The 25263-nt window shown below is 44.8% G+C and carries 22 protein-coding genes; 6 read left to right on the forward strand and 16 right to left on the reverse strand.

Annotation, left to right across the window (positions count from 1 at the left end; genetic code table 11):
• Window positions 1–125 precede the first annotated feature (125 nt).
• Both ACYX4N_RS12875 and ACYX4N_RS12880 read left to right on the forward strand, forming a co-directional pair.
• Window positions 126–3080: a ligand-binding sensor domain-containing diguanylate cyclase gene (locus ACYX4N_RS12875; protein WP_476054291.1), complete on the forward strand. Its 2955-nt coding sequence runs from the start codon at window positions 126–128 to the stop codon at window positions 3078–3080.
• 193 nt (window positions 3081–3273) lie between these two features.
• The gene (locus ACYX4N_RS12880) at window positions 3274–3906 is read left to right on the forward strand and encodes an SDR family oxidoreductase (protein WP_476054292.1); all 633 of its coding nucleotides are present in this window, start codon (window positions 3274–3276) and stop codon (window positions 3904–3906) included.
• Window positions 3907–3976: 70 nt separating this feature from the next.
• Here the strand turns inward: ACYX4N_RS12880 and ACYX4N_RS12885 are convergent, their stop codons facing one another.
• From ACYX4N_RS12885 to yceD, 14 genes are all read right to left on the reverse strand, one after another.
• Window positions 3977–4534 (reverse strand): pyridoxamine 5'-phosphate oxidase family protein, encoded by a 558-nt coding sequence (locus ACYX4N_RS12885; protein ID WP_476054293.1) that lies wholly within the window; start codon window positions 4532–4534, stop codon window positions 3977–3979.
• 34 nt (window positions 4535–4568) lie between these two features.
• Window positions 4569–5348 carry a TatD family hydrolase gene (locus tag ACYX4N_RS12890; protein WP_476054294.1) on the reverse strand — a complete coding sequence of 260 codons (780 nt, stop codon included), beginning with the start codon at window positions 5346–5348 and terminating at the stop codon, window positions 4569–4571.
• A gap of 59 nt (window positions 5349–5407) precedes the next feature.
• A complete protein-coding gene (holB, locus tag ACYX4N_RS12895) occupies window positions 5408–6295 on the reverse strand; it encodes a DNA polymerase III subunit delta' (RefSeq protein WP_476054295.1) in 888 nt (295 codons plus the stop codon).
• Entirely contained in the window at window positions 6295–6984 is a 690-nt protein-coding gene (gene tmk / locus ACYX4N_RS12900) for a dTMP kinase (protein ID WP_476054296.1), read from the reverse strand. Before tmk ends, holB begins: the two co-directional genes overlap by 1 nt.
• Window positions 6985–7065: 81 nt before the next feature.
• Window positions 7066–8085, reverse strand: a complete 1020-nt coding sequence (gene mltG, locus ACYX4N_RS12905; protein ID WP_476054297.1) for an endolytic transglycosylase MltG — start codon at window positions 8083–8085, stop codon at window positions 7066–7068.
• Window positions 8086–8255: 170 nt separating this feature from the next.
• Entirely contained in the window at window positions 8256–9113 is an 858-nt protein-coding gene (pabC, locus tag ACYX4N_RS12910; RefSeq protein ID WP_474856056.1) for an aminodeoxychorismate lyase, read from the reverse strand.
• A gap of 219 nt (window positions 9114–9332) precedes the next feature.
• Window positions 9333–10571, reverse strand: a complete 1239-nt coding sequence (gene fabF, locus ACYX4N_RS12915) for a beta-ketoacyl-ACP synthase II (protein WP_476054298.1) — start codon at window positions 10569–10571, stop codon at window positions 9333–9335.
• A gap of 80 nt (window positions 10572–10651) precedes the next feature.
• Entirely contained in the window at window positions 10652–10891 is a 240-nt protein-coding gene (gene acpP / locus ACYX4N_RS12920; protein WP_012518211.1) for an acyl carrier protein, read from the reverse strand.
• 199 nt (window positions 10892–11090) lie between these two features.
• Window positions 11091–11831: a 3-oxoacyl-ACP reductase FabG gene (gene fabG / locus ACYX4N_RS12925; RefSeq protein ID WP_476054299.1), complete on the reverse strand. Its 741-nt coding sequence runs from the start codon at window positions 11829–11831 to the stop codon at window positions 11091–11093.
• 9 nt (window positions 11832–11840) lie between these two features.
• Window positions 11841–12770, reverse strand: coding sequence for an ACP S-malonyltransferase (gene fabD / locus ACYX4N_RS12930; RefSeq protein ID WP_476054300.1), 930 nt, complete (start codon window positions 12768–12770; stop codon window positions 11841–11843).
• Window positions 12771–12855: 85 nt separating this feature from the next.
• On the reverse strand, window positions 12856–13821 hold the full coding sequence (locus ACYX4N_RS12935; RefSeq protein ID WP_071814538.1) for a beta-ketoacyl-ACP synthase III: 966 nt from the start codon (window positions 13819–13821) through the stop codon (window positions 12856–12858).
• On the reverse strand, window positions 13818–14843 hold the full coding sequence (gene plsX, locus ACYX4N_RS12940; RefSeq protein WP_474807267.1) for a phosphate acyltransferase PlsX: 1026 nt from the start codon (window positions 14841–14843) through the stop codon (window positions 13818–13820). Before plsX ends, ACYX4N_RS12935 begins: the two co-directional genes overlap by 4 nt.
• 15 nt (window positions 14844–14858) lie before the next feature.
• Window positions 14859–15029 (reverse strand): 50S ribosomal protein L32, encoded by a 171-nt coding sequence (rpmF, locus tag ACYX4N_RS12945; protein ID WP_012518206.1) that lies wholly within the window; start codon window positions 15027–15029, stop codon window positions 14859–14861.
• 3 nt (window positions 15030–15032) lie between these two features.
• On the reverse strand, window positions 15033–15566 hold the full coding sequence (yceD, locus tag ACYX4N_RS12950) for a 23S rRNA accumulation protein YceD (RefSeq protein ID WP_014976324.1): 534 nt from the start codon (window positions 15564–15566) through the stop codon (window positions 15033–15035).
• Between the two features lie 153 nt (window positions 15567–15719).
• On the opposite strand from yceD, the gene ACYX4N_RS12955 reads away from it, so the two are divergent.
• A complete protein-coding gene (locus tag ACYX4N_RS12955; RefSeq protein WP_476054301.1) occupies window positions 15720–16340 on the forward strand; it encodes a Maf family protein in 621 nt (206 codons plus the stop codon).
• 38 nt (window positions 16341–16378) lie between these two features.
• On the opposite strand, the gene ACYX4N_RS12960 is transcribed toward ACYX4N_RS12955, so the two are convergent.
• Together ACYX4N_RS12960 and rluC are read right to left on the reverse strand one after the other, a co-directional pair.
• Window positions 16379–17086, reverse strand: coding sequence for an HAD-IA family hydrolase (locus ACYX4N_RS12960; RefSeq protein ID WP_476054302.1), 708 nt, complete (start codon window positions 17084–17086; stop codon window positions 16379–16381).
• A gap of 3 nt (window positions 17087–17089) precedes the next feature.
• A complete protein-coding gene (rluC, locus tag ACYX4N_RS12965) occupies window positions 17090–18031 on the reverse strand; it encodes a 23S rRNA pseudouridine(955/2504/2580) synthase RluC (RefSeq protein WP_474807273.1) in 942 nt (313 codons plus the stop codon).
• An 812-nt stretch (window positions 18032–18843) separates the two neighbouring features.
• Between rluC and rne the strand changes: the two genes are divergently transcribed.
• The 3 genes from rne to ACYX4N_RS12980 all read left to right on the forward strand — a co-directional run bounded on the left by rne (window position 18844) and on the right by ACYX4N_RS12980 (window position 25246).
• A complete protein-coding gene (gene rne, locus ACYX4N_RS12970) occupies window positions 18844–22260 on the forward strand; it encodes a ribonuclease E (RefSeq protein ID WP_476054303.1) in 3417 nt (1138 codons plus the stop codon).
• Window positions 22261–22364: 104 nt separating this feature from the next.
• Complete coding sequence (locus ACYX4N_RS12975; protein ID WP_476054304.1) at window positions 22365–23498, forward strand: phosphotransferase; 1134 nt, start codon at window positions 22365–22367, stop codon at window positions 23496–23498.
• Between the two features lie 161 nt (window positions 23499–23659).
• On the forward strand, window positions 23660–25246 hold the full coding sequence (locus ACYX4N_RS12980; protein ID WP_476056447.1) for a sensor histidine kinase: 1587 nt from the start codon (window positions 23660–23662) through the stop codon (window positions 25244–25246).
• Window positions 25247–25263: the final 17 nt, after the last annotated feature.

Consider the following 25263-nt stretch of genomic DNA (forward strand, 5'->3'; position numbering starts at 1 on the left):
CATTTCTAAGTAATTAAGCCCCTTTAACATGGGGCTTTTTTGTACGATTTAAACTTTTGTTCTATTGAAAGTCCCCGGCATTAGCGTAACTTACACTTATGAATAATTCTTAATGTTGCAATGATATGCGCTGTCCTTCAGCATGCCTCTTCTTTATCCTCACTTTATTGGTTAGCTGGAACCTTTCTGCACACGCACAAATTGGTGCCCCCGCTTTTAATACATTCGACATGGAAAGCGGCATCACCCATGTCACCATTTCTGACATCGCAGAAGATAAATACGGTTTTTTGTGGTTAGCATCCCAGTCAGGTATAGATAAATTTGATGGTTATACCTTTAGAAATTTTGGAATGTGGGGCGAGGATGAATCTTCAGGTCTTCAAACACTTAGTGTTCTACAATTAGAAGCAAGCTTAGACGGTCAGTTTATTTGGGTTGGTACGTTTAGTGGCCTGAGCCGCTTAAATGTCGACACTGAAAAGTTTATTCATTACGCCCTCCCCGTTTCATCGTCATTCGACAAACAGATTATCAATAGACTGAAAACCACGCACGACGGCATGCTGTGGATAATATCTGAACGAAATCTGTATCGATACCACGAGAAAACCGACAGCATAGAATTAGTCAGTTATCTCGCTGATACTACAAGTACTCTTACCGATGTAGAGCTCATTGGCAATACGCTTTATGTGACCTCCACTTCAGGTCTTTATAAGCTCGACCCTTTTAAAAGCTCGCTAGAATTAGTTGCCTATAAGGGCGTGAACTTTACTCGACTCGTCGCAGCCGAGCGCTCAAGATTTTGGTTGGGGACATCTACTTATGGCATTTGCTTGTTTAACCCCAACTCACAATTCGAGGAAATTACAAAGCAGTGTATCAGTGAAGTACAGGGGTTGTCGGATAACTCGGTTACAGATATTTTACTTCAACGCAATGGTGATATCTGGGTTGCAACCGAGAGAGGTTTAAACTTATTGAAAGCTCACAGTCCTTATACCGTATTGCGTTTCCCAATCAGTGACAGAGATTCAGGAGACGAGCGTTTATCAAGTTTATACCAAACAAATTCGGGTCTTGTGGTCGTCGGAACCAAAGATGATGGTTTCGCAATAAGCAACCCGGAACTTAGCAACTTTTATACTTCCGAAGTGGGAAATGGCCGTATTGTAGGCTCGATGACCGAATACAAGGGTAATAAAGTATGGCTAACCAATGAAAAAGGGTTATGGATTTACGATACCGTCAATAAAACTTACCAGGGGCCATTTACGTCAGATAACTCTCGAACAACCGACGATAGTGCAAGCGATAAGCTAACCAGTGTTTATTACGATAAAGATAGCGATACGCTTTGGGTTTCAACACTCAGTGGGCTGGCGAAATTAAACAATGAAACAAGACAGCTTGAAGTTGTGGCGCTGCAAGGCAAATCTAGTTATAGCATAAATATGGATGCCCAAGGCGATATCTGGTTTGGTGGCTATAGCGACGGTGTATTTGTTTACCGTCCTTCGGAGGGACGTGTTGTCAGGCAATGGCCCCTCTCCCTCACTACTCGAATTCTTTTTGAAAGTGGCGAAAGTGCATGGCTGAGCACGGTAACAGGCTTGCACTTTGCTAATAAACTTACTGGTGAGTTAACGAACATTAGCGACTACACGGACAAAATTACAGACAGTACGGTAGTGACGTGGATTTCTCGCTCAAAACGTGGCGGCTACTGGGTAGGAACACAAGCCGCCGGCTTATATTTTGTAACGCAAAATAATGATGATTTTTCTTCCATTAAGGTTACTCAGATCAAGCCAGAGAGCAGATTAAGTAAGGTCTCAATTGGTGCCATTGTCGAAGATGATGAATATGGCTTGTGGATTTCCACAATAGTAGGCATTTCTTATTTAGCGCCCGATCTCGATACTCTTTATTACTATGGCGCAGAGAATGGTGCCCTCTCTACGGGATACTACATCGGCTCTGTAGCCACTACCGAAAATAACACTATTCTTTTTGGCGGCTCCCAAGGGCTCACTCAGTTTAATCCCACCGACGTTACTAATGTAAAGTGGTCCCCTGACGTACACCTCACTAAAGTAGAAACAGTAAGTCGAGATCAGAATAATGGCACTAGCGTTCAACAGCGGCTCAATTTAGGGGAAAAGATAGAACTTACCCATAATAATATTGCGCTTTCTATTGAGTTTGCAGCAACTGATTACATGAATGCCAATGAACTGCGCTACGCTTACAAGTTGGTAGATTTCGAAAATAGCTGGCGCTTTACCGATTACAAAGCGCGGGTGGCGACCTATACGAATTTAGAGCCCGGACACTACCGTTTTACAGTAAAAGCGATAAACCAAGAAAACGTCTGGAGCAGCGATGAGGCCCAACTCGAGATTATAGTCATACCACCATGGTGGGATAAGCCTGTATGGCGTGTTGCACTGTTACTCTCTATCTTATTGTTCATTACTTCGATAGTTTGGCTGAGAATTTCGGCACTAAAAGCACGTTCAGCAGAGCTCTCACTGAAAGTAGAAGAAAAAACGCGAGACCTTGAAGCCATGGTAGAGAAATTGACGCTTTTATCTTCTCAAGACTCATTGACTGGGCTAAAAAACAGACGCTATTTCACCCAACGAGCCAAAGCTGAGTGGCACGAATTTAAACGACACAACCGCGCTTTTTCGTTACTAATCGTTGATATCGACTTTTTCAAAAGAATTAATGACGAGTATGGCCACCACGTGGGCGATGCCGTTTTGGTTCAAATAGCTAACACTCTGGAAAATAACCTACGGGAAAGTGATGTTATTGCACGTTGGGGTGGAGAAGAATTTCTAATTTTATTGCCTTCACTAAATGTACAAGAGGCCTATTGGGTCGCTGAAAAGTTACGTAAAAGTGTAGCGGAACAAGTTGTCGAGGCACCGCCGCATTCGGTCAGTGTTACCATCACATGTGGCGTTGCAGATATAAAAGACTATGACAGTGTTGATGCCTGTATTCATGCAGTGGATAAAAAACTCTACCTAGGTAAAGAGTCTGGTCGAAACGCCGTTGTTAAATAACGGTAGCCTTGCGTCAGCTCAACGCCTTACATCTGACACGTTTCGATAATTACCCCCACCAACCAATTTATGCAGCCAATCTCTTTAGCATGGCATTCCATCGCAGTTTATGATCGCATATTGCCATTGCTTCCTATGCAACCTTGTATCGATAAACGATAGATATTTTTTCAATTACAAGGAGTATAGCATTATGGCTAATGTATTAGTGATTGGCGCTTCAGGACAAATTGGCAAACAAGCTACCGTAAAGCTTTTAGATGCAGGGCACACGGTCTTAGCACCGGTGAGAAGTCCTGACAAACTATCTGACATACAAAATGATAATCTTAGTGTTGTAGAGCAAGATCTAGAGAGAGATTTTTCTTCTCATTTTGAAGGAATTGATGTGGTGGTATTCACCGCGGGCTCGGGTGGTAACACGGGTGCAGATAAAACACTTATGATCGATCTATGGGCTGCACGTAACGCAGTAAACTATGCCAAAGCGGCAGGTACACCTAAATTCATTATGGTGAGTTCTATTGGCGCAGGCGACCCTGATAGCGTAGATTCAGCAATTAAGCCTTACTTAGTTGCCAAGCATATGGCCGACGAGCACTTAATTAACAGTGGTTTGCATCATATTATCTTACGCCCGGGTACATTACAGAATGAACCAGGTACTCATTTAGTGCGCACTGACATTCCAAGCAATAAAGATGATGCGGTAATCCCTAGAGAAGATGTAGCTACAGCTATTGTTGAGAGTGTTGCAAAAGAGGGTAGTGAAAATACGATTACTTACCTGTTCAAAGGCGACACGCCTATCTCGCAAATTTTATAACACTTAAATCCCCCTCCCCTGTTTAATGACATTACAACAGCGGGAGGGTTATTCATATACCTAAAGCATCTTAGGGGATTAAAGACTGGCTCACCCAGTTACCATTGGCGTCTTTTTGATGCCATTCTCGGCTTTGTGGGTTTCCTCTTAAATTCAGGTAATCTACGCTTTCAATAGCCAATAATATCACACAGAAATGAGGCGGCACTTCATCGAAATTGCCTTCTATTTGAAGCGCTGTGCCGTCATTACGAGGCGTACCCGGCTCGCCCCATAGAAACTGCTTTTTCCCCGCGTCCGACAACTTATTCCAGTGTTGTTTAACTAAGTCAACATCCTGACTCGCAGTGATTATTGTAGCGAGGCAAGAGAAACGGTATTGCTCTCTGCTTTTAGAAAAATACCAACATATTTGTGCTTGAGCGTTTTGCTCTAGCTGGCTGTACTTTTCTGTTCGGGTATCAGAGATAACAACTAGCTGATTTTCGTCGGTCATCCCTCTAAATACTACGGTTCGGCAAAACGGAGTACCGCTGCCATCAACCGTGGCTAACTGAAAATATCGACTTTCGGGCATACTGCGGGTTTGGTGTAGACTTTTTGTCAATCCCTGTCGCCATTGGGGCATACCCACCTCCTCATGCAAGCCAACTGCTTTTTTATTACGCTGCTTTCTTATCAGCTAAAGAAAACAATGTGTAAAAGTTGCGTGTAGTGATGTCAGCTAGCTCTTTTACCGATACACCTTTAAGCTCTGCTATAAACTCAGCCACTTCCACTACATAACCAGGTTGGTTTTGCTTACCCCGATGAGGTACAGGCGCAAGCCAAGGAGAGTCAGTCTCAATAAGCAGTCGCTCTAAAGGTATAGCTTTCACCACTTCACGTAATTCATCAGCAGAATTAAAAGTCACAATGCCGGAAATAGAGATGTAAAAGTCCATTTCCATAGCGGCCTGTGCCATCTCTAATGACTCAGTAAAACAATGTAAAACGCCTTTGGTATGCGCTGCTTTGTGTTCACGGAGTAAGTTGATGGTATCTTCTCTCGCATCTCGCGTGTGGATAATAAGCGGCTTTCTGGTTTCGTTTGCTACTTTGATGTGGTCGACGAATGACGTTAACTGAATATCTTTGCTTTCTGGGCTGTAAAAATAGTCCAGCCCTGTTTCACCTATCGCCACAACTTCTTCACGCTGCGCCTTCTCTAGCAGTTCCTCATAACTGCACGCTTCATCTTGATGCAGCGGGTGCACACCACAAGATACTGAAACGTCATCAAACTGGCTAACTGCGTCTAACATGCTGTCGTAATCGCCAACCGACACGCATACGCAAAGAAAGTGCTCTACGCCTCGAGTTCTAGCAAAATTTAACGTTTCAGCCAGTTCTTCTGGCCCTTGCTTAAGTCGGTCTAAGTGACAATGAGAATCTACGAACAAACTACACCTGTATTAATAAATTGCTTTCAGACAAAAGGAACTAAAAACCTTTTTATCTGTTAACGTTGAAACTGTTTTAACAGCCCAAAAAGTACCATCGATTTATTCACCCCAGCATGTTCGAGCGTTTTTACTGCCTCTACACACGCTACATAGCGATTAAAGTCGACGGCCTGTTGACGTTTCATGTATTCGTCATGGGCCAGTTGTTGGCACCACAATGCGATTTGCTGCGCATTGCTCTGCCACTTATTTGCAAGTGTTTGCACCTGCATGTTGGCATCACCTGCTAAAAGCGCCTGCATACCATCACTGAAATTGCGATAACTAATATCTTCGTCACCAGAGAGCGCTTCTTCCACGCGAAGGGGCGCATAACCATAGGCCGCCAGTAATGCTTCGCTAGCATCTTCTACGCCTTTAGCCTTTAGGTAGTTCAAACTGTCTGGTACAGACGGAAGCGCAAGTATCTGTCGTTCACACCGACTCAATATGGTTGGCATGATCTTATTGATACTATCTGTAATCAGTAGTAAGAAAGTGTTATCTGTGGGCTCTTCTAAGGTTTTCAATAGCGCATTAGCCGCCGCCTCAGTCATAGTATCGGCTCGGGGGATCAGCAACACTTTGTTCCCCCCCATTTGCGCAGTGCCAGAGAGCTTGGCAATACCTTCGCGAATTTTGTCCACGCCTAGCTGCTTTTCACTTTCCAACACGTGAAAGTCTGGGTGATTTCCCGCCTGTCTTAAATGGCAGCTTTGACACTGCTCGCATGGTCCGTCGGTACTAGGTTGCTTGCACAATAACGCGTTGCTTAAGCCCACTGCGAGTTGATTTTTGCCGATGCCCTTTGGGCCAGTTAGCAGTAGGCCATGGTGCAGTTTCTTTGCCATATATCGCGTTAGCAAAGTCGAAAACGTTGCAGCAAACCAGGGCAGCATTTGCATTACCCTCTCTCCTGCTGACTTTCGTTTTGCACTGAATTGCTACTTTCACTTACGGTGCCAGTGTATTCTTGGTTGGTCACATAATCGGTGATAGTGGCAATAACATCTTGATGAACCTTTTCCATAGGCTGCATTGCGCTAATTACTACTATCGATTCATCTTGCTCGGCCAACGACAGGTATTTAGCACGGGTACGCTCGAAAAAGGCGAGCCCGGCTTGCTCAATGCGGTCAAGCTCGCCACGTCCGCGAGCACGTTCTAGCCCTACTGCTGGCTCAACGTCTAGGTATAGGGTTAAATCTGGCTTAAACCCTTTTAGTGCAATATCGCTAATGGCGGACATGGTTACTTCACTTACCCCTCTACCGCCACCTTGGTAGGCTTGTGAGGATAAATCGTGCCTATCGCCTACTACCCAAGCTCCTGCGTCGAGTGATGGAAATATTTTATTAGTAAGCAGTTGCACGCGAGCGGCGTACATAAGAAGCAGCTCAGTTTCTTCACTAACAACTTCATCCCAGTCGTGCTTTACACATTCTCGTATGGCTTCCGCCATAGGTGTACCACCTGGTTCACGAGTCTGCTCAACGCGCTTTCCAGCACCCTTTAATGCTTGAACAATTAGCCCTATTACAGAGCTTTTTCCTGCCCCTTCAAGGCCTTCAACTACAATAAATTTTCCGCGCATTACTTTTTAAACTCTGTTTTCATTTAGCTATAACCTACTGGCTAGATCACTGCTACGTACTATGTAGCTATAACAGCAGGGTTATCGTTTTAACTGGTATTTTCGCACAGCTGCATTGTGTTCAGCTAGCGAGGTAGAGAATTGATGGCTTCCGTCACCTTTCGCTACAAAATATAAAGCATCAGTGGATAGCGGGTGTAACGCCGCATGAATCGCCGCTTTGCCAGCCATGGCTATTGGCGTTGGCGGTAACCCTTTGATGACATAAGTGTTGTAAGGCGTTGCCGTTCGAAGGTGTTTACGCGTAATATTTCCATCAAATTTGGGGCCAATACCATAAATCACCGTCGGGTCGGTTTGAAGGCGCATGTTTTTGTTGAGTCTATTAACAAATACTCCGGAAATCATGTCACGCTCTTCAGGTACTGCCGTTTCTTTTTCGATGATACTCGCCAATACAAGTGCTTCATAGGGTGTGGCTAATGGAAGATCCGTTTTCCGTTGTTCCCACTCAACAGAGACAAACTCAATAAGCGCATGGTGAGCTCGCTTCAATAGTTCACTGGCTGTTGTACCTTTAGTAAAAAAGTAAGTATCAGCCAAATACATCCCTTCGGTCTGAGATACCTGTTCGCAACACCAATCAACACCGTTACCTTGAGTTAACTGTCCTAATTTATCCTTGTCTAAATCGAAAACAAGATTGGGGTTTTGCTTAAGTGTTTCAATCCATTGTGAGAGGGTTAGCCCTTCAACTAAGCTTACCGCAAAGAAATGCTCGTCACCTTGAGTAAAAAGCGTAAATACATCCACCAACGACTGGTAGGGGCGTAACATGTATGTGCCTGATTTAACCGAGGTGCTGCCTGCAAAAAATTTAAGCCATACTTTTGCCACAAACGGTGGCACATCAGTTATTTCTGCTTCACGCAATAACTTCACCGTGCGATAAGCATTACTACCGCTTTCTATGGTAAATAAGCTTTCATTTTCTAGCGTTAATTCAGAAGTGACCTTTCCAGACACATACATAACGCCACATGCAGCACCAATCACTGCAACCATAATAAGGGACAGTAAAATAATGACAGCCCGCTTCATACTTAGGCTTCCCTTTTGTACATTGTTTTATATTCCATTCTACTTCGTTCTACGACTAATTCTTCAATTCATTTAAGAGTGCATAAGCTCTTTTGTATGCATCTATAATGTTAATTTAAGCGCCAGCTTGTTTCGCTAGCTGCCTTTACTCTTTATTTTTGATCGCTTTTTTACTGCCCATTTTTCACTGCAATAGTAAGACGTGCCTTTAGGCGAGCAATTGCATCGCTTTTAACATCAAAATTAACCACAGAAAAATCAGTCATTCGTACTTGTTTCACCGGCATTACTCCCATTAACGCATTGGTAATGACTACTGCGCTGGCTTTTCGTAAAAAAGAAAGGTCGTAATTCCCAACGTGAAGTACACTGTTATCGTTTAACAGCGAATCGATAAGACACTGCCTTACAACACCATTTACCCCGCTACCCTTTAGAGAGGGGGTATACCATTCGTCGTTAAGATAAAAAAACAGATTACCTGCGCTCGCCTCAATAATACTATCCTGGGTATCGCAAACGATAGCGTCGTGAGCGCCAGCTTCATCTACTTCATGTTTTACAAGTACTTGCTCTAGCCTATTCATATGCTTCACACCAGCAAGCAATGGCTGAATAGCTAACCTTGTTTGAGCACATATCACACTAACACCTTTATTAGCCAAACTATCGTAATGGCTCGGGTACGGGTGCTGACTAAATCTTATAAGCGCTTCACTGTCTTCACTTCGCGCGTATCCTCTGCCTGCTTGACCACCAGAAACGTGAACTTTTAACACATACTTTGTCGATGCGTTTCCTTCTGAGGCTTTCTTTATTGCCTCAATTTGTTCAGCGATTGCGGCTTCGAGAGTATCTATATCGATATCCAGTTTGATGGCAGCGGTATCGTGCTCTAAACGTGATAAATGGTAAGGCAATAATTCTGCTTTGTGTTCATTCACCATCAGTGTGGTAAACACGCCATCTCCGTAATTAAACGCCCTATCACTTGATGAAATAGGCGTAGCGCTGGGAATAATTATCACTGCCCACTCTTGTTCGCCGTTACTATCTTTGAGGGAAGTATACCAACTTGCATTGGTCAAACAACTTATAGCTGTGACCAATTGTTTGACTCGCCAATGAAGAAAGCCTGACGCGCACAATCTTCGACATTACATTTGTTCATATAAACAACAAAAGGCAGCCGAAGCTGCCTTTTGAATGTGAGTAAAACTCAAACGTATTGTGTTAGCTAGAGCGCGTTATATACGCTTGAAAATCAATGAGCCGTTCGTACCGCCAAACCCGAATGAATTACACAGTGCGTAGTCTTCACTGAATGCCTTTGCTTTGTGTGCAACAAAGTCTAAGTCACAGCCCTCACCTGGCTCATCCAAGTTAATGGTTGGCGGAGCCATTTTGTCACGCAGTGCCAAAATAGTGAAAATTGCCTCAACTGAACCAGCGGCACCCAGTAAGTGACCTGTCATTGACTTGGTAGAGCTAACAAGTAATTTGTGAGCATGATCGTTGAATACACGTTTCACCGCAGCCACTTCAGCGATATCACCTGCAGGCGTAGACGTACCATGGGCGTTAACATAGCCAATTTCACTTGCATCCATTTTCGCGTCGTTTATTGCGTTTTGCATAGACGCGGCAGCACCTTCACCATCTTCAGGTGGTGAAGTCATATGGTATGCGTCGCCGCTCATGCCAAAACCAACAAGCTCAGCATATATGGTCGCGCCACGAGCTTTTGCGGCTTCATATTCTTCTAGCATTACCACGCCAGCGCCCTCACCCATGACAAAACCATCGCGGTCTTTATCCCATGGGCGGCTTGCGGCCTGTGGATCGTCATTACGAGATGACAACGCACGAGCTGCGGCAAAGCCTGCCATGCCTAACGGCGTAATAGACGCTTCAGCGCCACCGGCCAACATAGCATCAGCATCACCATAAGCAATGGTTCTTGCGGCAATGCCAATGTTGTGAACACCTGTCGTACATGCAGTCACAACGTTTAAATTCGGTCCTTTCAACCCTTCCATGATAGACAAAAAGCCTGAAATCATGTTGGTTATGGTTGAAGGTACAAAGAAAGGCGATACGCGCTTAGGTCCACTATTTGTCAGTTTCAAATGGTTTTGTTCGATTTGCTCTAAACCACCGATACCTGAACCAATAGCCACACCTACGCGATGCGCATTATCTTGTGAAACAGTTAAACCAGAATCGACCAAAGCTTGTTTGCCTGCTGCAATACCCAATTGGATAAAGCGGTCCATCTTCTTGGTTTCTTTCTTTTCAATGTATTCCTGCGGATCAAAATCGTTAATTTGACCTGCGAAACGGGTTGAATAGTTACTACAATCGAAATGGGTGATTTCACCGATGCCGCTTTCGCCCGCGAGCAGTTTGCGCCATGTGTCTTCGCTATTAAGACCTAATGGTGAAAGCATTCCAAGACCAGTAACCACTACGCGACGTTTTGTCACAAAAAGCCCTCGCTTTGGAACTAAGGTAGGAGATACAAAAACGGCTCTGTAAGAAGAGCCGCTTTGTCGCTACTTAAGACTTAAGCGTCTTTGTTAGCGTTGATGTAGTCAATTGCAGACTGAACAGTAGTAATTTTTTCAGCTTCTTCGTCAGGAATTTCAGTGTCGAATTCTTCTTCCAAAGCCATCACTAGCTCAACAGTGTCAAGTGAATCAGCGCCTAAATCGTCAACGAATGAAGCTTCTGCTTTTACTTCTTCTTCTTTCACGCCAAGTTGTTCAACAATGATTTTCTTAACGCGTTCTTCAATGTTACTCATAATTCTAGGTTTCCCTTAAACGTCACTAGATAATAAAAGTGCCGCTAGTTTATTTTGCAAGGTGCATCCTTGCAAGCACCAGTTTAAACAAATTTTCTGGTCAAACCAGCGACATTCGAAATTCGTAAAATACTATTTTTACATCCAAGTTCGGGTAAATACCACCCCAAACTAGGGAAAATTCGCAATTTTTGCGAATTTACCCCATATACATACCACCATTTACGTGGATGGTTTCGCCTGTAATATAGGCTGCACCATCGCTCACTAAAAAGGCAACAGTGGCTGCAATTTCATCAGGCGCACCTAAGCGGTTCGCCGGAATGTCTTTGAAAATGGCTTCTTTTTGGTCATCGGTCAGTGCTTTTGTCATATCGGTATCGATAAAACCAGGTGCCACAACGTTGATTGTAATACCACGAGAAGCTACTTCACGAGCCATCGATTTAGAAAAACCAATGACCCCTGCTTTCGCTGCAGCATAGTTTGCTTGGCCAGCATTGCCCGCACTACCCACTACAGAACCGATATTTACAATGCGACCACAACGCTTCTTCATCATACCGCGAAGTACCGCTTTTGACATTGTAAAAATAGAAGTTAAGTTGGTGTCGATAATATCTTGCCACTCGTCATCTTTCATGCGCATTAGCAGATTATCACGTGTGATACCCGCATTATTGACCAAGATATCGATACTACCAAAGGCTTCGTTAATTGCTTTTAATGTTGTATCAACGCTTTCTTTGTCAGTGACATTTAGCGCAAAGCCCTTGCCGCCAAACTCAGAAAGATAGTCGCTGATTGTTTGCGCACCGCTTTCGCTGGTTGCAGTTCCAATAACCGTAGCGCCTTGCTGTGCAAGTTGTGTGGCAATCGCTTTACCTATACCTCGGCTTGCGCCGGTAACAAGCGCAACTTTACTGTCTAATTGACTCATTGCGTTTCCTTATTGTTTTAATGCTTCAACACCATCAGGTGTATTAACTGCAAGAGCCGTAAGGCTCTTATCAATACGTTTGTTCAGTCCGGTAAGTACTTTACCAGGGCCTACTTCAATAACACGCTCAACACCCGCTGCCGCTAGATATTCAACAGTACGAGTCCATTGAACGGGGCAATAAAGTTGTCTTACTAACGCGTTTTTGATTGCATCACCTTGGGTTTCAATGGTGACATCAACATTATTAACAATATTGATTGCAGGCTCATTAACGTTCAATGACGATAGCGCGTCTTCTAATTTATCTGCCGCAGGGCGCATTAGCTCACAGTGTGAAGGTACACTTACCGCAAGAGGAAGTGCGCGCTTAGCGCCTGCTTCTTTACATGCATTCGCCGCTTGTTCAGCTGCGCTCTTTTCGCCAGCAATAACGACTTGTCCTGGAGAGTTGAAGTTAACTGGCGCGACTACATCACCTGTAGCAATCGCAGTTTGCTGGCAAATATCAGCAATGGCAGCATCGTCTAACCCAATAATGGCATACATAGCGCCCGCACCGGCCGGTACAGCTTCTTGCATATATTTACCACGAGCCTCTACAAGCTTAATAGCGTCAGCGAAATCCATGGCGCCGCCGCAAACTAACGCTGAATACTCACCAAGGCTGTGACCTGCTAAGTAATCTACATCTATGCCCTGCTCGCGAATAACACGCCAAATTGCTACGCTAGCAGCAAGCAACGCTGGCTGCGTAATATGGGTTTCGTTAAGTTTACCGTCTGCATCGTTTTGGACTAAATCCCACAGATCATACCCAAGTGCGTCAGAGGCTTCTTTAAACGTCGCCTCGATAATAGGAGAAGTCTCGGCGAGTTCCTTAAGCATACCAACGCTTTGAGAACCTTGTCCTGGAAATACACAGGCTGTCTTTGTCATGTCGATTCCTTATTATTTTTAATTTACTAGAAACGAGAAAACGTCGAAGTTGGAATGCCCTATAATAGGGCAAATCTCAGTAGGGCTAATAGCGAACAAGCGCTGACGCCCAAGCAAATCCGCCTCCGAATGCTTCTAGTAATAAATGCTGTCCGCGTTGAATGCGGCCGTCTCTTATAGCGGTATCAAGCGCTGTTGGCACGGTAGCAGCAGAGGTATTGCCATACTGTTCTAACGTAAGCACAACTTGGTCAAGAGACATATTTAGCTTTTTAGCTGTCGCTTTAATAATTCTAAAGTTTGCTTGGTGAGGCACTAACCAGTCAAGATCAGATTTTTGCATGCCGTTCGCAGCAAGGGTTTGTTCAACCACTTCTGAAAGCTTGGTGACCGCAACTTTGAATACTTCGTTGCCGCGCATCACACCCCAATTTTCGTGAACTGACTGCTCATCACCACGAGTTGGATTGCCTACGTATAGTAAGTCTCCATATGAACCTGCTGCATGAATATGTGTAGATAAAATACCAGGTTCATCACTGGCTTCTATAATAGTCGCGCCTGCGGCATCACCAAACAGAATGACCATGGTTCTGTCTTCTGGGTCTATCAAACGGCTTAGGCAGTCGGTTCCGATTACAAGAATGCGTTTAGCCATTCCCGATTTAATGTACTGATCGGCCACACTCAATGCATAACAATAGCCTGCACACGCAGCAGCCACGTCAAATGCCGGAATGCCGTCTAAATCAAGAATACGTTGAATTTCACATGCTGTGCTTGGAAGCGCATAGCGACCACTTGTGGTAGCGCACACAATCATGTCGATAGATTTTGGATCGATGCCCGCCATTTCTATGGCTTTTTTACTGGCTTCTGCCCCCATGGTAGCAGCGGTTTCATCTGCTCCAATAATACGTCGCTCTTTTATCCCGGTACGGTCAGTGATCCATTCGTCACTGGTGTCCACCATTTGCTCTAAATCTGCGTTTGTACGCACGTCGCTGGGATAATAGCTACCTGTTCCTATAAAGCGTGAATATTTGCTCAAAGCTGCTCCAACAATACCGTTTCTATCTTAGTCTTTATCTTCTCAGGTAAATGCATTTTTGCTTCTTTCATTGCTTGCACGATGGCGTAATAAAAGGCATCTTTTTGTGCATTTCCATGACTCTTGATAACAATGCCGCGCAATCCTATCAGACTCGCACCGTTATACTGGTCGGGGTTCACGCTGTTATAGATAGATTTCAGTAATGGGAAGGCAATTTTTGCCAATAATCGGGTATAAAAGTTCTTCTGTGACTGGCGTTTTACTTCATTTATCACCAGCTTAGCCAGCCCTTCGCTGGATTTGAGGGCTACATTTCCGGTAAAACCGTCTGTAACCACTACGTCCGCATGGTCTGTGAAAATGTCGTCGCCTTCTACATATCCAATGTAGTTAATACCTGGCGCATCTTTAAAAAGCTGGTCGGCAGATTTTACCTGCGCGTTACCTTTTATATCTTCTTCACCTACGTTTAATAAGGCAACTCGTGGTGATTCAATTCCCGCTACCTCTTGCGCAAGCACTGAACCCATAACGCCATACTGAAACAGGATCTCAGGCGTACAGTTTACATTAGCGCCTAAATCTAGAAGAAAAACATTATGGTGCCCTGTTGTCGGCATCATATTAATAAGCGCGGGCCTATCAATGCCTGACAAGGTTTTTAGTAAGTAGAAAGACAAGGTAAGTAGTGCACCGGTATTACCTGCACTTACGCACGCGTCTGCTTCACCGCTCTCAACGAGTTCGATAACGCGACGCATAGAAGAGTCTTTTTTATTTCGTAGCGCAGATGTAGGCGCTTCGCCCATTTCAACCACTTGTGAGCAATGCTTTATGGTAACGCGGTTGCGCTCAACATTAGTAAGGGGTTGCAAGCTCGAATTGATAATTTTTTCGTCACCGCACAATGTGAAATGCACATCGGGATGAAGTTGGATAGCCTTTACGGCTGCGGAAAGGATAACAGGGGGACCATGATCGCCCCCCATGATATCTAACGCGATGGTTAGTTTAGACAAAATGTAGTCGCCGTATTACGCGCCGATTACTTTCTTGCCTTTATAATAACCGTCAGCGGTCACGTGGTGACGACGGTGAGTTTCGCCCGACGTTGAATCGACAGACAAAGTCGCGCCTGTCAATGCATCGTGTGAGCGACGCATACCGCGCTTAGAACGCGTTTTACGATTTTGTTGTACTGCCATAACTTACTCCTGGTCTCGCTTAAGTTCTTTCAAAACCGCGAAAGGGTTTTGTCGCTCTTGTTCCGGTTCAATCTTTCCAAACGACATATCGTCCTGCTTCACTGTACACTCCGACTCTGCATGAAGGGGCACAATTGGCAAAGATAACAGTAGCTCGTCTTCAAAAATCTGAAGCAGATTAACTTCTCCGTGGTCGTTGACCTCTACCGGTTCGTAAGCCTCGGGAATGATGTCATCGCTTTCCTGTTCTTCTCCCTGCACTGGAGTAAAACAGAATTCCGCTTCCACGGGATAATCGAGTTCACCATTACACCTTTGACAGATAAGTGTTACCTGCGTGGCTAAGTGGCCGTGAAAGACAGTAAGACCCTGCGCGTCTTTTTCGAACTGTACTTCTGCGTCCACATAGTCATTGCATCGGACAACTGCTTCACTCAATCGTTCCATATCTTTAGACGCAATCACGCCCCGGTAATCGGAACGTTTCATGGCACTTTTAGTCGGTTCAACCGAATGAGGGAGTTTCACTTTCTGCATAGGGCGCGCATGATATAGGGTCAACCCCTTCCTGTCAAAGCAAAATTACGTTTTAACCTATAATAAAACACTGTATGTCGTGGGCAGTGATAAAGTAACATTGTACTACTAACTGAAACTATGCAACGTATTGATTTTATAAAAGGAGTATTTGTGGCCTCCCTTGTTCTCGCCTCATCATCGCAATACCGAAAAATGTTGCTCGCCAACATTGGAATTCAAGTAAACACCCACGCACCAGATATTGACGAAACGCCCTTTGAGAACGAAAGCCCTATTGCGTTGAGTTTACGTTTGGCTGAGCAAAAGGCACAAAAGGTTGCCGCTGAATTAGAAAAAGTAAATAACGACACTATTATTATTGGTAGCGATCAAGTGGCTTTGGTACAAACCGACACAGGGCCTCAGTTACTTGGCAAACCGGGTACGTCTGAAAATGCAGTAAAGCAACTAATCGCGTGCCAAGGTAAACAAGTGGCATTTTATACCGCACTTTGCCTTCACCAACCGAGTACCAATAAAACGGTAACTCAGGTAGATGAAACCCGAGTTTTCTTTCGTCAAAACAGCGAAGCTGCCATTCGCGCCTACGTAGAAAAAGAACAGCCGCTAGATTGCGCCGGCAGTTTTAAAAGCGAAGGGTTAGGTGTACTGCTGTTTGACAAAATAGAGAGCCGCGACCCTAACAGTCTAATAGGCCTGCCTATAATGCTGCTAAATGAACTACTGGGCGCCCACTTCAATGTCGATTTATTAGCAATGGCAGCACAATAAACCACTTTTTCTATCAGAACTGCTCTAGTAAATCTGCGCTATTTAAATAGCGCTGATTCTAGTTCACTTATTGAGTGTACAAGTGCCACAGGTGACAAGGCTTCTAAATGAACCTGAGCATGAACACCGTAAGACACCCCTATTCTATCCATTCCAATGGTTTTAGCCATTTGCATGTCATAGGTTGTGTCACCTATCATCACGGCATCTTCAATTTCAAAGCCGAGCTCATCGAGAATCTGCAACAGCATATCCGGCGATGGTTTTGATTCTGCCTCGTCAGCAGTGCGCGACGTACTGAAAAAAACGCCCGTTTCTGTTTGTAACCAAGCTCGGTCAAGTCCGCGGCGTGCTTTGCCTGTCGCCACGGCTAATGTACATCCTGCTTTTTTTAAAGTATTCAGTAACTGCTCAACACCATCAAACAACGGACACGGCGTTGTATCACGGGTAACAAACGCATCTTTATATGCTGCGACTAAACGCTCAGCTAACTCATCATCTTCAATTTTAAAAAGCTGCTTGATGGCGGGCTTTAAACTTATGCCAATAATGTGACCCACTTCGTCATAGGTAGGAATTGGCATATCACACTGTTTTGCCGCTAGCTGCATGCAGCTAACAATTTTTGCCGCCGAGTCCATCAACGTGCCATCCCAATCAAAGATAACAAGTTTGTACTTAGGCAGCTTTTCATTTAATGAAGTGAAAGGCTGTGCTGCCACAGCCTGATTCTTTGAGTGCATAACTTACAGCGCTTTAAGTGTATTTGTGAGTGTATTGTCTAAGGGTGCAGTAAAGGTCACACGCTCTTCTGTCGCAGGATGTATAAGTGAAATACTGCGAGCGTGAAGAAACAGTCTATTAAGCCCTTTCTGGCGCATTGATGCATCAAAATCCGCATCACCGTATTTTGGGTCGCAAGCAATAGGATGACCGGCGTGCAAACAGTGAACACGAATTTGGTGAGTTCGACCTGTAATAGGCGATGCCTCAACTAAGGTCGCCCCTGCGTATTCTTCTAATATGCGATAGCGCGTTTCTGACGGTTTACCGTCATCACTTACACTCACCATGCGCTCGCCCGATTGGAGTACATTCTTACGAAGCGGCGCCTTAACTTTAAATCGAGTTTTAGGCCACTCACCTGCAACAAGCGCATTATAACGCTTGTCCATTTTACCGGTGCGAAGTTGCTCGTGCATGTGACGAAGGGCTGAACGCTTTTTAGCAATTAAAATACAGCCAGAGGTATCGCGGTCAAGTCTATGTACCAGTTCCATAAACTTGGCATCTGGGCGCAAGGCTCTTAAGCCTTCAATTAAACCAAAGCTTAAACCACTGCCACCATGAACTGCCATCCCAGAGGGCTTGTTTATAACAAGTATGCGATCGTCTTCAAATAGAATGTGCGACTCAAGCGCTGCAATTTTATCGAGTTTAGGCGATGGCGCCGGTGCGCCTTCCGACACACGAACAGGTGGAATTCTGACTAAATCGTCGGCTTGTAGTTTGTATTCAGGTTTAACACGGCCTTTGTTCACTCGCACTTCACCTTTGCGTAAAATGCGATAGATCATACTTTTAGGCACGCCTTTTAACTGCGTACGCAAAAAGTTATCGATTCGTTGACCAGCCAAGTCGGCTTCAACCGTTACAAAACGTACTTTTTTGGGGGCTTCTTCTTTCATGCGCAGAGTATACCTCATTGGTATTTCTCTGGGCTAATTGAAAGTGATAAATAATTGAAAAAAGCATTTATCGACGCAATTTTAACCAAAGACATTTTTTTGCCATTCGTCTGTACTCAGTACACAGCCTACTTATTGAGATATACACAATTTATTCACTTGCTTTCCTTGCTAAATTTGCAGTTTTGGTGCGATAATTAACGACGTTTTTTGAACGGTAATATTCACAATTTAGTTTTTGATAGTAAGTGGTAAAAAAACGCCCTTTCAGAAACGTGAAACTCAGCGTTATAAAAACAACAAACGAGAACGAGATAGCAATCTATAAAGAACGACGATGCTACTCACACTTGTAAAACGAAAAAGTATGGCGTTCGCGTTGGTAGCATCCGCAATGAAAAAATATTTTTCAGACCAACCAAGCTAGAGAGGCAACGACTACACTGCCGTGATAAAGCAACCGCCATTGCTTGCGAACATAAAATAAGTTTGCCGTTAACTAACAGAATTAAATGACTAGCGAGCATATAAAAATGCTCGTAAAAAAGAATACAGTAATAAGGGCTAGTCGCTCCCGACATCCCTAAAGCAGTGTGGCCATTGCAATTCGCTTGCGATTTTGTCTGAAAATAAGACACAAGTGAAAACAGTTAAAATTAAGCGCTAAAAACGGTGCTAACATGGCCAACCACCAGGGATAATGCGACGCAACAACAAGGTCCCCGTCCAGCCGTGAGGTTGCACGGTGAGGGTTTGCACATGTCACTTTAATTTTGTGTCTTAACGGCTGTACTAAAACAGAGTTAGATACAATGAAAAGAATGTTAATTAATGCAACTCAGCAAGAAGAGTTGCGCGTTGCCCTTGTTGATGGGCAACGGTTGTACGATTTAGATATTGAAAGCCCAGGGCACGAACAGAAAAAAGCAAACATCTACAAAGGTAAAATTACCCGCGTTGAACCAAGCTTAGAAGCCGCTTTTGTCGACTACGGCGCAGAGCGTCACGGTTTCCTCCCTCTAAAAGAAATTGCCCGCACTTATTTCCCTAAAGGTTACAAATTCGAAGGCCGTCCAAACATCAAAGATGTGATTAAGGAAGGCCAAGAAGTTATTATTCAAATCGACAAAGAAGAGCGTGGCCAAAAAGGCGCTGCTTTAACTACGTTCCTATCGCTTGCAGGTAGCTATTTGGTGCTTATGCCGAATAACCCACGCGCTGGCGGCATCTCTCGTCGTATTGAAGGTGACGAGCGTACTGAGCTTAAAGAATCACTAAGCAAATTAGACCTTCCTGAAGGTATGGGCCTAATTGTGCGTACTGCCGGTGTAGGTAAGTCGTACGAAGAATTAGAGTGGGATTTAAAAGTTCTGCTTAAACATTGGGAAGCGATTTCAGAGGTAGCTGAAGAGCGCGAAGCTCCTTTCTTAATTCACCAAGAAAGTAACGTTATTGTGCGCGCTATTCGTGATTATTTACGTCGCGATATCGGCGAAATCCTTATCGATAAAACCAGCATTTATGAGCAAGCGCTTCAGCACATTCAGCTAGTGCGCCCTGACTTTGCAAATCGTGTAAAGCTTTATCGTGGTGAAGTACCATTATTCAGCCACTACCAAATCGAAAGCCAAATTGAGTCTGCGTTCCAACGCGAAGTGCGTTTACCATCTGGCGGCTCAATTGTTATCGACCCTACTGAAGCACTAACCTCTATTGATATCAACTCTGCCCGCGCAACCAAAGGTGGTGATATTGAAGAGACTGCACTTAATACTAACTTAGAAGCGGCAGACGAGATTGCTCGTCAGTTACGTCTTCGCGATTTAGGTGGTTTGGTAGTTATTGACTTCATCGACATGACGCCAGTACGTCACCAACGTGAAGTTGAAAACCGCATGAAAGACGCGGTGAGAAGTGACAGAGCACGAGTACAATTGGGTCGTATTTCTCGCTTTGGTCTTTTAGAAATGTCTCGCCAGCGTTTACGCCCTTCTCTAGGTGAATCTGCGCACCACGTGTGTCCACGATGCTCTGGTCACGGCACTATTCGCGGAACCGAATCTTTAGCACTGTCTATTCTTCGTATTTTGGAAGAAGAAAGCATCAAAGAAAACACTGGGCAAATTGAAGCACAGTTGCCTGTTCCAGTTGCGACCTATCTACTTAACGAAAAGCGTAAGTCAATTCAGCTTCTTGAAAAGCGTCACGGCGTAGATTTACTGCTTATTCCTAATGCAAACTTGGATACACCTCATTACCAGGTGTTGCGTCGACGTCCAGACGACGTTGTATCTGAAGCGAGCTACGACGTAGAGCTAATGCCTGCAGTAGAAGCTGAAACAGAAACGACGACCACGGCCCCCGTCAAACGTGAAGAACCAGCACTTAAAGGGCTTGTTGCGCCTACGGCTGCTCCTGTTGTGGCGCCGAAAGAAGAGCCGGCAAAGAAAGCTGACGATGTGCCTTCGTTGTTCGCACGTTTTGGCAAATGGATTAGTGACTTGTTTGGTAGCGAAAGCGAAGAAGAAACCAATAAAGACAAGAAAGCACAGTCTGGTAACCAAAATAGAAACAACCGCACTCGCAATAACGACGACCGTCGTCGCAAGCCGCGCAATAAAAACAACCGTCGTGGCAACCAGTCTAAAGGCCGTGACCAAGACAAAGATCAAAACCGCGATAGTGACCAGAAAGATAATCGCAAACCGCGCGGCGATCAGCGAAAAGACCAGCGTCAAGAACAACGGTCAGACCAAGACGATAAGCGTAATAACAAAGGCCGTAAGCCGCGTAAAGCACAACAGCCTCGCGATGAACAACAAAAGCCTAAGCACGAAAAGCAAGATGGCGAGCAGCAAGAAAACCAAGCGCAGAAGAAGCGTGAAGTGGCTGAACGCAGAAAACGTCGTGACAAGCGCCGTAGCGTTCGTGTGAAGAAAGATGATGCCGTAAATACTGCAGAACAAAATGACGCTCAAACATCCCCTGCGCCGAAAGAAGCACAGGTACAGCAGAAGCCTAAAGCTGATACAAAACCTAAGTCGTCTAAAGTAGAGAAAGCACAGGCGCCAGCTGAAAGTAATGTTGAGTCTAAGCAGGACGCTAATAAACCAGCGCCGCAAGCGGAACAGCAAGTAGCTGAAAAATCTGTAGACGCTAAGCCGGTAGCGGCTCAATCGGATGCGGCTAAGGTTGATAGTCAAACTTCAGTAGCTAATGACGCTGTTGAAGCGACTACTGATGCGAACAGTGAAGCCAACAGTGAAGAACAAGGTCAAAAACGTGAAGGTCGCGGTCGTTCACGCCGTTCACCTCGCCATGTTCGTGCCGCAGGTCAACGTCGTAAGAAAGAAGCACAGCAAGTTGACGACGCTGAAACTCAAGCTAAGCAGCCTGGTGAGCTTTCACCGCAAGCCCCAGAGGTTGAAGTTAAAGCGACAAGTAAAGCTGAAGCACCTATTGTTGAAGAAACGCAAGCACAGGAGCCTGGTCAACTAGCACCAGCTGACGAACAGCCTGTTTCTAACCAAGGCCAGCAAGAAAAAGCCAAGCTTGATGTTGAAGCCGTTCAGGACGAACTTCAGTTTGATGCAGAGCCTTCAGCAGGTAATGAGCCTTCAGCGGGTGAAGAGCCTTCAGCGGGTAATGAAGCTTCAGCTGAAAATAAACCTTCAGAAGATAAGCCTTCTACGACTGTAGAAACTGCAGCAGAAGATAACGCTACCACTCAAGCTGAGCAGGTCAAAGCAACTCAAAACACTGAACAATTAAGTGAATCTGAAAAATCCGTGTCGGAAGCAGACGCTGAATCTTCAGTTGAGACTGCTGATACTGACAGTTCAAGCGCAGCGCCAGAAGCTAAAGATGAATCAGCATCGCCAGAACAAGTTGAAATTAACTTGGCAGATGCGCCATCAGAACCTGAAGCAAAAGCATCGGATACGACGGCTAAAGAGCAACGTACTGTAAAGGCAGCTCCAGCTTTAAATAGCCTAGCTGCTAGCGGTAAAGGTAAACGTGGCGCATCTCACCCTATGGCATTGCCAGCGCAAGTGAACGATACCTTTGTTGATGTTGCGCTTACTGCAAAAGCTGACGATACACGACCTGCACTAGCAGTATCGGGTAAAACTGCGGCCATGTCGTACGCCAACTCGAGAGCATCAGCAAATACAACACTTCCTCAATCAGTAAGTGACGTTGCTGAAGCGCCAGCAGCGGCTGAATAAATCTCAGTTGCTAGTGGTTGACTAGCCCATGAATAAAAGCCGCTTTCGAGCGGCTTTTTTGTTTGTTAGTGTACTTTTGAAATCTAGTTCGAATTGAGAATGAAATGTCAGACACGGTAGACCAGCAATATATAGATTGGTTAAGCAAAGTGTGTAATGCCAGGGTATTAAATACGCAACTAATCCAGCCTCTTTGGAGTGGCTACGGTGCCTGCTTTCGTGCCACACTAAGCTATTCTAGTGACGACACCGCAAAAGCCAGTAAAAATGTTAGCGCCACTTGTAGAGATGAAATCCAGCACGTAAAAGATAGCTCAACTACCCAACACAAAGCCAACAACCAACCAGTTACTAAGGTTGTAGTAAAATGCGCCACACCGCCAAACACCCTTTCACACCCCAAAGGTTGGAACGGCGAGGCAAGCCACAACCGAAAATGCCAATCTTTTGCGGTAGAGAACTGTTTTTATAGCCAAGTACACCCGCAAACTGATGCCTGCTTTCCAACAGCCAAATACATAGCACACAGCCAGCAAGGCGAAGCCTCCCTTCTGGTTATGGAAGATTTAGCGCACGCTGGCTACTCACGTACAGCCTCTTCACTTACCCCAGCGCGATGCGAAACCGTTCTCAAATGGTTAGCTCACTTTCACGCGCGCTTTCTTAATGTAAGAAGTGAATTTGAAAACCGAAATATACAGCTGTGGAGCGAGGGCACTTATTGGCACTTAGCTACACGTGAAGATGAGTTTCAAGCCATGCCCGAGGGTCTGTTAAAACAAAACGCCCTGGCCATTGCTAGAACTTTAGACAGCGCTAATTATCAAACGCTAGTACATGGCGATGCTAAAGTGGCTAACTTCTGTTTTACTGAAGATTTTTCCGTCTGTGCCGCCGTCGACTTTCAGTATGTCGGTTTTGGTGTCGGCATAAAAGATGTGGCTTACTTTTTGGGAAGCGCATTACCCACTGAAACCCATATAGCCCATCGGGACGCTTTACTTAATACGTATTTCCTTGCACTAGAAGACGCACTACAAGCTCGCTCGTCAAACCATGATAACCCTTTTTATTTCAAAAGCGGTGATATTAAGCACGTCATTACCGAATGGAAAAAGCTGTACCCTTTTGCCTGCGCTGACTTTTATCGGTTCTTATCTGGTTGGAGCCCCGAGCACTGGAAAATAGATACTGAGCTTAAGTACCAAACTAATATCGCCTTAGCCGCCTTAAAGTAAAAAGATTAAAGCACAGCCCTGAATACAAAATCACGTAAGTACTAAACCCGCAATGCTCGTAAGAGTTCACACGGCTGCTCGCCGCCTTTAAAACCTAAGAAAACTGCACCATTACATTATATTAGGCGTATATAGTGGCAAACAAATACAATGTCGTTGCCATGTACAAACGCAAACTTTATCTTTTTGGGTTGTTATCTACTTTTATCTTGTTAATAGCCTTGGCAAGTGCCGCAATTTCGGCACATTTAACCCGTACTAATCTAACTCAGGCACAGCTTGCCCAGTCGCTACTGTCAGAGCATCAACAGCTATCCAGTGTTTCCTACAGGCTTTTTAAACAGCTGACAGACGAGCTTATATTTGGAAAAAATGCGAACCAAGCCAAAGTTAGAAACAAGCAACAGCAAATAGAAAACGCATTAAATCGGATAACATCGCTAGAACTCGCGCAGCGTGAAGCCTTAGGAGTTGAAGCAACGCTTGGCAGCGTAGAGGACACTGACGAACTCGAAGCACTCATTCAAAGCATAGTGGCAGAATTTAGGGCTATTGCGCTTTCTAACGATAGCACCCCACTCAACCAGCAGCAGCGCCTTCAAACATTATTAGAAGTCACCATCGACAATCAGTTTAGAGAAGCCATTAACTCTGCTGTAAATAGACAAACAGGTGTGGTATCGCGTATTAACGCTAGCATCGAAACACTTAACACCAGCATTGTATGGTTTACGATTAGTTTGGGTTTTATCACCTGCCCCTTCATTTTGCTGGGTTGCTACTGGCTATTCAATGCCCTTTATTCACCCCTTACAGTCATTCGTACTGGTACTGATGCTATCGCTTCAGGAAATTATCACTATCGCTTGCCTGAAACCCTAGACAGCGAATTTACTGACTTGGTAAGAGCGCTTAACTCTATGATTGCGCGACTACAGGAGCATGAAGCTCAGGCAGATGCCCATCGCAAGCATTTAGAGTTTGAAGTGGAGAGTCGCACTCGCGCGCTAAAAGAAGCAAATGACAAATTAACTAAGCAAGACGCAAAGCGTCGTCAGTTTTTGGCCGATGTTAGCCACGAATTGCGTACGCCGCTAACTATTATACGCGGCGAAGCGCAGGTAACCCTCAGACAAGCAGCTGCGAGCAATGAGATTTACAAAGAAACGCTGGAGACCATACTTGAGCAAGCGGTTAACTTGAGTAAGTTAGTGGATGACTTACTGCTACTGGCGCGCGCCGAGATGCACGAATTCACGGTGGATTTGGTTAAATCGGACTTACACAGCCTGCTTACTCAAAACATGCCATCGTGGCAAAAACTTACAAAGCCCAGAGATCTAGATATTAAATGGCTTGCTAAAGAAAAAGCGCAAGTGCTTATCGACAGTGACAGAATTTCGCAGGCACTAACCATTCTTATTGAAAACGCACACAAATACTCCTATCCAGATACGCCCATTTCGCTGCGTGTTGAAAGCGAAGACCAGAATATCAATGTATCAGTCATTGATTGCGGTGAAGGCATTTCTTCAAGTGATTTGCAGCACGTGTTTGAACGCTTCGTTAGGTTAAAACGCAAAGGCAATGGAATGGGGTTAGGTTTGTCTATCGCAAAAGCCATTGCAGAAGCCCACCACGGCGCACTAACTGCACACTCTACGTTAGGTAAAGGCTCTCAGTTTACCTTGACACTTCCTATGATAGAAAGCCAAGCAAATCAATCAGATTTACCTAGCGCTGAATGACATAGACGAATTAGGAT

The sequence above is a fragment of the Alteromonas sp. ABH4_452 genome (assembly GCF_056311825.1).

Bases quoted from the DNA above. Each gene is read 5' to 3' on its own strand.
- ACYX4N_RS12875 (WP_476054291.1), top strand. From the start codon at position 126: ATGCGCTGTCCTTCAGCATGCCTCTTCTTTATCCTCACTTTATTGGTT.
- ACYX4N_RS12880 (WP_476054292.1), top strand. From the start codon at position 3,274: ATGGCTAATGTATTAGTGATTGGCGCTTCAGGACAAATTGGCAAACAA.
- ACYX4N_RS12885 (WP_476054293.1), bottom strand. From the start codon at position 4,534: ATGCCCCAATGGCGACAGGGATTGACAAAAAGTCTACACCAAACCCGC.
- holB (WP_476054295.1), bottom strand. From the start codon at position 6,295: ATGCAAATGCTGCCCTGGTTTGCTGCAACGTTTTCGACTTTGCTAACG.
- tmk (WP_476054296.1), bottom strand. From the start codon at position 6,984: ATGCGCGGAAAATTTATTGTAGTTGAAGGCCTTGAAGGGGCAGGAAAA.
- mltG (WP_476054297.1), bottom strand. From the start codon at position 8,085: ATGAAGCGGGCTGTCATTATTTTACTGTCCCTTATTATGGTTGCAGTG.
- acpP (WP_012518211.1), bottom strand. From the start codon at position 10,891: ATGAGTAACATTGAAGAACGCGTTAAGAAAATCATTGTTGAACAACTT.
- fabG (WP_476054299.1), bottom strand. From the start codon at position 11,831: ATGAGTCAATTAGACAGTAAAGTTGCGCTTGTTACCGGCGCAAGCCGA.
- fabD (WP_476054300.1), bottom strand. From the start codon at position 12,770: ATGACAAAGACAGCCTGTGTATTTCCAGGACAAGGTTCTCAAAGCGTT.
- rpmF (WP_012518206.1), bottom strand. From the start codon at position 15,029: ATGGCAGTACAACAAAATCGTAAAACGCGTTCTAAGCGCGGTATGCGT.
- yceD (WP_014976324.1), bottom strand. From the start codon at position 15,566: ATGCAGAAAGTGAAACTCCCTCATTCGGTTGAACCGACTAAAAGTGCC.
- ACYX4N_RS12960 (WP_476054302.1), bottom strand. From the start codon at position 17,086: ATGCACTCAAAGAATCAGGCTGTGGCAGCACAGCCTTTCACTTCATTA.
- rluC (WP_474807273.1), bottom strand. From the start codon at position 18,031: ATGAAAGAAGAAGCCCCCAAAAAAGTACGTTTTGTAACGGTTGAAGCC.
- rne (WP_476054303.1), top strand. From the start codon at position 18,844: ATGAAAAGAATGTTAATTAATGCAACTCAGCAAGAAGAGTTGCGCGTT.
- ACYX4N_RS12975 (WP_476054304.1), top strand. From the start codon at position 22,365: ATGTCAGACACGGTAGACCAGCAATATATAGATTGGTTAAGCAAAGTG.
- ACYX4N_RS12980 (WP_476056447.1), top strand. From the start codon at position 23,660: ATGTACAAACGCAAACTTTATCTTTTTGGGTTGTTATCTACTTTTATC.